Source organism: Stenotrophomonas sp. TEPEL (assembly GCF_004348785.1).
GTDB classification, from domain to species: domain Bacteria; phylum Pseudomonadota; class Gammaproteobacteria; order Xanthomonadales; family Xanthomonadaceae; genus Stenotrophomonas; species Stenotrophomonas indicatrix.
In genome coordinates this window covers 3,787,600-3,795,943 of the sequence record NZ_QQXJ01000001.1, presented here as the reverse complement: position 1 = coordinate 3,795,943, position 8,344 = coordinate 3,787,600, and the positions used below count along the sequence as shown (strand labels likewise).

Below are 8,344 nucleotides of genomic sequence, written 5' to 3'. Positions count from 1 at the left end.
GCAGATTGCTGGTGTACACGCGCTTGTTGGCGGCATCCAGCGCCAGGCCATCGCCCAGGGCCTGTATGAGCTGGCCTACAGCCCGAAGCAGAACGCCGTGTTCGTGGCCTCCTCCGGCGGTTTCGGCGATGACGCCGGCCCGGCCCAGGTGCTGCGCCTGAACCCGACCACGTTGGCCGTGGAAACCCGCATCCCGCTGGAGCGCAAGGCGTTCGGCGTGGTGCTGGATGACGCCCACGACCGCCTGTACGTGGGCAACACCGTGGACCTGTCGGTAACCGTGGTCGACACCGCACAGAACAAGGCCATCGGCACCGTGCAGCTGATGGAGAAGAAGACCGGCAAGGACGGCAAGGCCGCCTACACCCATGACCTGCGCGAGCTGGTGGTCGACAGCGCCGCCAACCGCCTGTACGTGACCGGCCACAGCAGCCAGCCGGATGTGAGCAGCGTGCTGTTCGTAATCGATACCAACACCCTGAAGGTGATCAACACCATTGCGGGCCTGGGCAACGCCAAGGCGCCGGGCCTGGCGCTGGATGCCGCCAACAAGCGCGTGTACACCAGCAATCTGCTGGCCGATCTGGTGGTGGTCGGCACCGACTCCAACAAGGTGGAAGCCCAGCACAAGATCGCCGCCGAGCAGCCGATGAACATCGCGCTGGACCCGGCCGGCAAGCGCCTGTTCGTGACCGACCAGGGCTCGGAAATGCTGCGGGGTTACCAGGCCAAGAGCAGCGGGCTGGTCAGCAAGCACCCGGGCCAGCGCGTGCTGGTGCTCGACCGCAGCAATGGCAAGGAACTGGCCAGCATCCCGACCGACGCCGGCCCGCTGGGCATCCTGCTGGATGCACCGCGCAAGCGCCTGTACGTGACCAACCGCGAAGCCGGGACGGTGACCGCGTACAACAGCGACAGCTACCAGGAGGTGGCCACCTACGCCGTGCCGACGCACCCGAACAGCCTGGCGCTGGATGCCAAGAACAACGTGCTGTACGTGAGCATCAAGAACGGCGAGAAGGATGCCAAGGGCTCGGAAGAGAGCGTGGCGCGGATTCAGCTGTAAGGGGGCGCGCCGGGCGATGCCCGGCAGCTGGCTGCTGGAAAAGGGCAGGGCTTCTTGCCCTGCCTTTTCCTTTGCCCGGTTGCGGCCCCCACCGCCAACCCGCTAGGGTTGGAACCCATGGCAGGGAGCCAAAGGATCTGAACATGCTGGGTATCCGCCGCTGGCTGCACGTCGGCCTGTTGATCATCTTGAGCACCGTGCTGGGTGCCTGTTCCAGCCGTGATCCTGTCGCCACCGAGCCGCTGGATCTGACCAAGCCAATTGCGGTGGATCAGGCTGGCCAGGAAGTGTGGTTCGAGTTCGAAATAAACGAGCGAAATTTCATTCCGGACCGCACCTATTCATTGGGGCTGGAGCTGCAGCGCCAAGACCCCCATGCCGGGAATTCGCCCGACATGCATGGTTTGAATATTCCCTTCGACGTTTCACTTCAGCGCTGGATGGATGGCGACTGGGTGGATGTTCCCACCCATGACAGCTTCCAGGCCATGGCTCTCAACGCCGGTAAGCCACTACCCGCGTGGCACGCATCTAACACGTGGAGGTACGCCCGTCTGCGTTCGGGCAGTGACGGCGAGTACCATTTGAGCATCGTTGCGCTGCCTGTGGAGATCGATGCGCGCTACCGCCTACAGGTTCGTACCGTGCAGGCAAGGCCGGAGTTGCAGCAGTACACATCGCGTTTGCGCGTGCATGTTGCTCGTCTGCCTGGCAAGTAACCAATACTCATCCCTTGGAAGGAACGGAGACTCATCTTATGGACAAGCCGCGTTACACCCTGGACATTGTCATTGCCGCGCCCGGAACGCCATTGATTGATGTGGAGACCGGCAAGCAGCAGGTCTTGGATGGTGTTCCCCAGACCTCAACACCAGGCCACATGTTCTACGTCCTGCATGCCCCGGATCAGCCCCCGAAGAGCTACGGATTTGCGCCCAAGGTACATGGCAGCATGAACGGCGCAGGCGCGATCATGGAAGACGACGTCGATGTATACAAGGATCCACGCTACACCCGCACCCTCGAGATAAGCGAAGAGCAATACAAGAAGCTCGACGCCTTCGGTTCGGACCCGGAGAAGTTCGGCTTCAGCAAGCACTACGAGGACGTGCGCCACAACTGCGTCGACTTCACCTGGGAAGCGCTGAACCACGCGGGCATCGAGCGAAAAAGAAGCATCGACGTGAATGCGCTGGGAGGCCCCGCAGGGCAGCTTTTCCCGGACGTCCGCATTCCTCTGGACATGAAGGGTGGAGGCAAGGACGGTTTTCGCCCGCTGCGCAACATCCACGGCGTGGACAGCATCGAGCCGCCGTTCCCGAACAGCGATCTCAATCGAACGAAGACCAATCCGATGCCCGAGCGCACGTGGAAGCATCGCTTGCTGAGCGAGAACGACGACATCGGTGAACGTAGCGGTGAGCGGTTGGCCAACGACGCACGTGTGCCGGGTGACACCTTGCATCCGCTGGACCAGCGGGTGCGTGCGGCGCTGGGGGAAGCGGCCGAGCGCCAAGGGTTGCCGCCGGGACAGCAGCCCGAGCTGTTGGCGGGCCACCTGACGCGATTGGCGGTGCAGGGTGGCTACACCGAACGCGATACCCTGCAGGTGGCCTTCAGCAGTGGCGGTGCGGCGGATTCGCCAGGCTATGTCTTCCTGCAGCGCACGGGCGACACCGCCTCACCGGACCCTGCAGCGAACCGCCAGCGTCTCTCGCTGGCCGATGCCCAGCAGGGCACCGTTGAAGAGGTGTACCAGCAAGCCAGCGTGCAGCATCAGGGACGCGAGGCCAGCCGCGTCGCGCAGGAAGATCAGCTGCAGCAGCAGACGCAGCACGCTCAGCCGCGAATGGGCTGATACCGGCCCATGCGAAAGGCGTCGATGGCATCGACGCCTGACGGCATTCACCCCATGCGATGCGCAGGGTTCTGCTGCTGATCCTGCGCCTGTGCATCCAGGGTCTGCTGCTCGGCCTGCACTGGCTGCTGTCCGCCCAGCCCCAGCTTCTGCAGTGACTGCTCGGCCGGCGTCTGCGCGGCCACGGCGGTCGGCAGCATCGCCCGCAGGTGCGCCGGGTTGGCCGGGTCGCCCTGTACCACGAAGATGTTGTGCCCGGCCGGGAGGTTGGCCGTGGCGTTGCTCACCACCACGTGGTCGGCGCGTTCCAGACCCTGTTCGCGGGCTTTGACGGCCAGGCTGGCGGCCACGTTCTCGCTGGTGGCGTCGAACGCACGGCCGTGCTTCTCGTCCAGTGCGGCTACGTTCTGGCGGATCTGCTGGTGCAGGGAATCATCAGGGGTCATTGGGGGCTCCATGTGGCCGCTACCGTGTGGCCGGATGTGGCCAGTGTAAAACGGTCGCGGGCTGCGCCGGTAACCCCTTTGTTGCTAGCCTGTGGCCCGGGGCGCAGGGGATGGCGCCCGGCTGCAATGGGATGGAGGGAGAAGGTGGTGCACGGGGAGACAAACCGGATACGGGGGCGGGCGGCTGTGCGGTTGCTGCTGGGCATGGGGCTGTGGGCCTGCGCAGGTATTGCAGTGGCTGATACGCCCGTGGCGGCGGACGATCCCGCTTGCCCTTCGCAGGACTTCACCCGTTTCCTGCAACGCTTCGCCGACCCGGCCGATGACCGGGTGCGCCTGCGTTACACCTCCGACCCGCTGGCGTACGAGGTGCCGATGCACACCGTGCGCGATGACCACGAGGGGCTGGCGCCCACGCACGTCGTGCTGGAGCAGGGTGCCGCGCGATTGAAACGTTTCAGCTACCGCTACCTGGCCGCGTTCGACGTGTTCGTGCCCTCGCCGATCAGCCGCGATCCGGCGGCGCTGGAACGCATGCGCGCCGGCACCTACAGCGCGCCCACACGCATCGAAGCGATCGATGGCAACGGGCAACGCGTGACCTTTGGCAGTGACGCCGAGCGCGATACCTACACCTTCGCGCGCCGCTACGGCTGCTGGATGCTGACGCGCGCCAGCAACCTGCGTGATTGAGCGGGCGCTGCGGCGGTGATGTTTATTTGTCTGCCGGGTGGTGGTCGTAACTGATCACCCGCTCGGCTTGCCATTGACCGTTCACGCGGCGCCAGACCTGGATGAAACGGGCCTGGCCGGTCCAGCGTTCAACGCCATCGGCGCCGCGCTCATGGAAGCGGTGATCGCCCATTTCCAGTGCGCGATCATCCTGAAGCGGAAAGACCTGCAGCGAGCTCTCCACCAGTTCACGCCGCAGGTGCCAGCCTCCCTTGCGCGCGTTGTCACACAGCGTGGCCACGCTGCGGCGGAAGTCCTCGCGGCTGTTGGCGGACTTGCCATCCTTGTCATGGAAGAACTCCATGTCTTCGGTGGTCATCGCTGCGGCCCTGTCGGCATCGCAGGTGTCGAACGCCGCGGCAAACAGTCGCGTGTCGGCCGCGCGGATCTGCTCACGCAGGGTGTCGCTGGCGGGGGAGGCGCCGGCGACGGCGGCGGCGAGCAGGGGCAGGGCGAGCAGCATGGCGTGGCTCCATTGAGGACCGGCGCAGACTGACATGGGCCATGGCGCACGGTAACCGGGGCATGACGAAACCGGCGCAGGACCCGACCAATGCCGTCCATGCGGGTGCGAACCGATGTGTCGGCTGACCGGTGTCCGTGTACGCGATGTCATGGCCTGAGCCGGATCCATCACGGGCGGCTCCGGTGCGATTACCTAGGCTGGGTTCCTCTTTCCCCCGGGAGTTCCCATGGCTACCTCCTCCGTCCGACTGCACATTGAAGACACTGGCGGCAAGGGGCGCCCGGTCGTCCTGATCCATGGCTGGCCGCTGTCTGCCGAATCCTGGAAGGCGCAGGTGCCGCTGCTGCGTGATGCCGGTTATCGCGTGATCAGTTACGACCGTCGCGGCTTCGGCCGCTCGGACAAGCCCGCCGATGGCTACGAGTACGACACATTGGCCGCTGACCTGGCCGGCCTGATCGACGAACGCGACCTGCGCGATGTCACCCTGGTCGGCTTTTCGATGGGCGGTGGCGAAGTGGCGCGCTACATCGCCAACCATGGTGAAGACCGCCTGCACAGCGTGGTGTTCGCTGCGGCCGTACCGCCGTACCTGTTGAAGGGTGCGGACAATTCCGAAGGGCCGCTGACCCAGGAAAAGGCGGATGAGATGCGCCAGGGGCTGGAGAAGGACCGGGAGGCGTTCTTCGATGGCTTTACCCGCGATTTCTTCAGTGCCGATGGCAAACGGATGGTTACCGAGGACGAGCGCCAGGCCGCTATCGCGCTCGCCCACCAGTCCGACCAGACGGCCGCGCTGGGGTGCATGCAGGCCTTCGCCACTACCGATTTCCGCGCGGACCTGAAGAAAGTGACCGTACCGACGCTGGTGCTGCACGGTGACAGCGACGCGACGGTGCCGTTCGAAGGCTCAGGCAAGCGCACGCACGCGGCCATCGCCGGCAGTGAGGTGGTGGTGCTGAAGAATGCACCGCATGGCTGCAATACCAGCCACGCCGATGACTTCAATCTGGCGTTGCTGGAATTCCTGAAGAAGTAACACCCACTACGGCATCATCCGCACATGCCAACTGCCCGCACGCCGCCCTGGAAGAAGCCCAACCCGAAGGGCCAGAAGACGCAGCCGCTGACGGAGGCGCAGAAGGCGGCGGCGCGGCAGCGGGCAGAGGAGAACGGGCGCCGTTACCCGAACCTGGTGGACAACATGTGGGCGGCGAAACTGCCACGCGGTTGAAGCCTTACTGGCTGCTACGCCCTGCCCACGGCTGCCAACCCCATTCCCGCCATGGCGCGACGGTGCGCGGCTGTAGCGTCAGCGCGACGTTGGGCAATGCGCTGCACGTGCGCAGGGCATCGCCCAGCACGGCCGCATCCACCGGTTGCGCCGTGGCCACCTGCAGCAGCGTGCCCTGGCGGCGCACCTGCACCGGCAGTACGCCGTGCACCTCGACCGGATTGCCGGTGCGGGTTCTGCGGTAGCGCATGGTGATGGGGCGGACAGTCTGCAGCAGTACCGGTCTGCAGGTATCCAGCAGGCGCAGCTGCTGTTCTGCCGGCGCCCGGACTTCGATGACGGTGGAGGGATAGCCCACGAAGCTCTCCACCATCACTTGAAAGCGCGGGCCGTCGGGCGTCAGGTAGACGGCCAGGCTTATCGTGCCGATGAAAGCTGTTGCAGCCAGCCAGATCCAGCTCCGCGGCACCTTGGGCGGCAGGGTGATGCTGTTCAGGCCGGGTCTGCGCCGACGCATGCGGCGATAACGTCGCTGTGCTGCGGGGCTGGGCAGCAGGCTCTCATCAGGCAGCGCAATCACCCGTGGCGGTAGATCGGCCAGCCGTCGATTGATCACCCGTGCGCCGAGCATCGCAACTGCCCCACCCAGAAGTGCCGGCAGCACGGTACGGACGAAAAGATACAACCCCAGCATCGCCAACACTCCTGCATTGAACGCACATGATCGCGCATCATCGGCGATGGTGTCGCATCTGCCAGCCGACAGCATCGATTGGCTTGGCTAGCATGCGCGTCACTCGCTGGGGAAACACCGATGACCGCCTTCATTGCCCACCTCGGCCGCTTCTTTGGCGCTGGCCTGATGTTGTTGCTGCTGCAGGTGCTGGCGCTGCTGTCGGTTGGCTTGGCCGCAGGCTACTTTCACCACCGCGTGGACCTGCTGCTGGAGCCACTATCTTTGGCCTGCGGCGGCGCCGATCCGGCCGCGCGCCTGCACGTGGCCGAGCATCTGCTGGCGCGTGCCGGCGCGCTGGACGACTGGCAGCCGCTGTGCTGGCTGCCGCTGGCAACGCTGGTGCTGGCCCTGTTGGGTACGCTGCTGGTCTGCGTGCACTGGCTGCGCCATGTGGATGCACCGCTGCGCCGCAGCGCGTGGGGCCTGCTTGCCCTGCATGCGGCGGCGCTGCTGCTGGCGAGCGTGATGCTTCGACTGTATGAGCATGTCTGGGCGGGCATCACCCATGCACTGCCTGCTGCATGCATGACAGATATGGCATCGGACGGACAAGAGCGACCGTCCTCGATGCGGCACTGGCTGTTGCAGATCTTCGCCAGGGCCGATCTGATGCCGCCGCACGCACCTGATGCGCTGGCCATCATCCTGTGCGGACTGCTGATGGCAGCGATGGTGGTTGGTCTGTGGCTATGGCGCGTTACTTCGCGATCGACCCAGCCCTGAGGCCCGGTGTGGACATCGCTGACTGGCTCGACCTGGCACTGTCGCCGTGTCCACCCTCGGCGGCAAGGTCCAATCGCGTTACAGTCGCTGCATCCTGGTCCCATGGATGTACCGATGCGTCTGTTCCTGCGTGCGTTGCCGTTGCTGTTGTTGTCATTGACCGTCCACGCTGCCGAAGTCGATCGGCGCATCGCGGTGACCATTGACGATCTGCCGTGGGCACGCCTGGATGAGATCGTGCCGGCCGATCTGCAGTCACGTCATGCCGCACTGATGGCGCAGCTGCGCCAGGCCGATGTGCCGGTGGTGGGCTTCGTCAACGAGAACAAGCTGGAAGTGGATGGTCAGGTGCAGCCGGCGCGCGTGCAGATGCTGCGCGACTGGCTGGATACCGGCTACGAACTCGGCAACCACACCTGGTCGCACATGGATCTCAACGACAAAGGCGTGGCGGCATTCCAGCAGGACTTCCTGCGCGGCGAGCAGGTGCTGCGGCCGCTGCTGGCCGAGCGTGGGCAGACGCCGCAATGGATGCGCCACCCTTATTTGCGGGCGGGCCGTACGCAGGAAGACCGCGTGGCGATGGACGTGTTCTTCAAGCAGCACGGCTACCGCGTTGCGCCGGTGACGGTCGACAACGGTGAGTGGGTGTGGGCCTTCGCCTATGCCAACGTGATGAACGAGCAGCCCGATTCACTGCAGCGCGAGGCGACGCTGGCGAGCCTGCGCAAGGGCTATGTGCCGTACATGCTGAACAAGGTGGATTACTACGAGCAGCAGTCACAGGCGCTGCTGGGGTATGCGGTGCCGCAGGTGTGGCTGATGCATGCCAACGAGCTCAACGCGGCGACGATCGCCGAGCTGGTGGCGGCCACCAAGCGCCGTGGCTATCGCTTCGTGTCGCTGCAAGAAGCCGTGCGCGACCCAGCCTATGCGCGCGGCGCCGAGGGCTACAGCGGTCGCTATGGACCGAGCTGGCTGCATCGCTGGGCGATGGCCGAAAACAAGCCCAGGGCGTTCTACGCCGGCGAGCCGGAAGTACCGAAGTGGGTGATGAAGCTGGCCAAGGTGGAAGGCGAGTGA

11 protein-coding genes are annotated in these 8,344 nt (G+C 65.2%); 8 read left to right on the top strand and 3 right to left on the bottom strand.

Features of this window, described 5'->3' with window-relative positions; genetic code table 11:
* The 3 genes from TEP_RS17390 to TEP_RS17380 form a co-directional block, all read left to right on the top strand.
* A partial coding sequence (locus TEP_RS17390) for a YncE family protein (RefSeq protein WP_132826567.1) occupies window positions 1–1,066 on the top strand: 1,066 nt, incomplete at its 5' end.
* A gap of 143 nt (window positions 1,067–1,209) precedes the next feature.
* Window positions 1,210–1,785 carry a hypothetical protein gene (locus TEP_RS17385; protein WP_132826105.1) on the top strand — a complete coding sequence of 192 codons (576 nt, stop codon included), beginning with the start codon at window positions 1,210–1,212 and terminating at the stop codon, window positions 1,783–1,785.
* A gap of 38 nt (window positions 1,786–1,823) precedes the next feature.
* Window positions 1,824–2,924: a hypothetical protein gene (locus TEP_RS17380; protein ID WP_132826104.1), complete on the top strand. Its 1,101-nt coding sequence runs from the start codon at window positions 1,824–1,826 to the stop codon at window positions 2,922–2,924.
* A gap of 47 nt (window positions 2,925–2,971) precedes the next feature.
* On the opposite strand, the gene TEP_RS17375 is transcribed toward TEP_RS17380, so the two are convergent.
* Window positions 2,972–3,370, bottom strand: a complete 399-nt coding sequence (locus tag TEP_RS17375) for an XVIPCD domain-containing protein (RefSeq protein WP_223483326.1) — start codon at window positions 3,368–3,370, stop codon at window positions 2,972–2,974.
* Between the two features lie 234 nt (window positions 3,371–3,604).
* On the opposite strand from TEP_RS17375, the gene TEP_RS17370 reads away from it, so the two are divergent.
* Window positions 3,605–4,063, top strand: coding sequence for a hypothetical protein (locus TEP_RS17370; protein WP_132826103.1), 459 nt, complete (start codon window positions 3,605–3,607; stop codon window positions 4,061–4,063).
* 22 nt (window positions 4,064–4,085) lie between these two features.
* Here the strand turns inward: TEP_RS17370 and TEP_RS17365 are convergent, their stop codons facing one another.
* Complete coding sequence (locus TEP_RS17365; protein ID WP_132826102.1) at window positions 4,086–4,565, bottom strand: nuclear transport factor 2 family protein; 480 nt, start codon at window positions 4,563–4,565, stop codon at window positions 4,086–4,088.
* A gap of 229 nt (window positions 4,566–4,794) precedes the next feature.
* Here TEP_RS17365 and TEP_RS17360 point away from each other — a divergent pair, with 229 nt between their 5' ends.
* Window positions 4,795–5,607, top strand: a complete 813-nt coding sequence (locus tag TEP_RS17360; protein WP_132826101.1) for an alpha/beta hydrolase — start codon at window positions 4,795–4,797, stop codon at window positions 5,605–5,607.
* A 24-nt stretch (window positions 5,608–5,631) separates the two neighbouring features.
* Window positions 5,632–5,802 (top strand): hypothetical protein, encoded by a 171-nt coding sequence (locus tag TEP_RS19810; protein ID WP_099782623.1) that lies wholly within the window; start codon window positions 5,632–5,634, stop codon window positions 5,800–5,802.
* A 4-nt stretch (window positions 5,803–5,806) separates the two neighbouring features.
* On the opposite strand, the gene TEP_RS17355 is transcribed toward TEP_RS19810, so the two are convergent.
* Complete coding sequence (locus TEP_RS17355; RefSeq protein ID WP_132826100.1) at window positions 5,807–6,496, bottom strand: hypothetical protein; 690 nt, start codon at window positions 6,494–6,496, stop codon at window positions 5,807–5,809.
* Window positions 6,497–6,616: 120 nt separating this feature from the next.
* Here TEP_RS17355 and TEP_RS17350 point away from each other — a divergent pair, with 120 nt between their 5' ends.
* Together TEP_RS17350 and TEP_RS17345 are read left to right on the top strand one after the other, a co-directional pair.
* Window positions 6,617–7,261: a hypothetical protein gene (locus TEP_RS17350; protein WP_132826099.1), complete on the top strand. Its 645-nt coding sequence runs from the start codon at window positions 6,617–6,619 to the stop codon at window positions 7,259–7,261.
* A gap of 114 nt (window positions 7,262–7,375) precedes the next feature.
* Window positions 7,376–8,344, top strand: a complete 969-nt coding sequence (locus tag TEP_RS17345; protein WP_132826098.1) for a polysaccharide deacetylase family protein — start codon at window positions 7,376–7,378, stop codon at window positions 8,342–8,344.

Coding starts and splice junctions, on each gene's coding strand:
- TEP_RS17345 (WP_132826098.1), top strand. CDS start 7,376: ATGCGTCTGTTCCTGCGTGCGTTGCCGTTGCTGTTGTTGTCATTGACC.
- TEP_RS17365 (WP_132826102.1), bottom strand. CDS start 4,565: ATGCTGCTCGCCCTGCCCCTGCTCGCCGCCGCCGTCGCCGGCGCCTCC.
- TEP_RS17350 (WP_132826099.1), top strand. CDS start 6,617: ATGACCGCCTTCATTGCCCACCTCGGCCGCTTCTTTGGCGCTGGCCTG.
- TEP_RS17385 (WP_132826105.1), top strand. CDS start 1,210: ATGCTGGGTATCCGCCGCTGGCTGCACGTCGGCCTGTTGATCATCTTG.
- TEP_RS19810 (WP_099782623.1), top strand. CDS start 5,632: ATGCCAACTGCCCGCACGCCGCCCTGGAAGAAGCCCAACCCGAAGGGC.
- TEP_RS17360 (WP_132826101.1), top strand. CDS start 4,795: ATGGCTACCTCCTCCGTCCGACTGCACATTGAAGACACTGGCGGCAAG.
- TEP_RS17380 (WP_132826104.1), top strand. CDS start 1,824: ATGGACAAGCCGCGTTACACCCTGGACATTGTCATTGCCGCGCCCGGA.
- TEP_RS17375 (WP_223483326.1), bottom strand. CDS start 3,370: ATGACCCCTGATGATTCCCTGCACCAGCAGATCCGCCAGAACGTAGCC.
- TEP_RS17355 (WP_132826100.1), bottom strand. CDS start 6,496: ATGCTGGGGTTGTATCTTTTCGTCCGTACCGTGCTGCCGGCACTTCTG.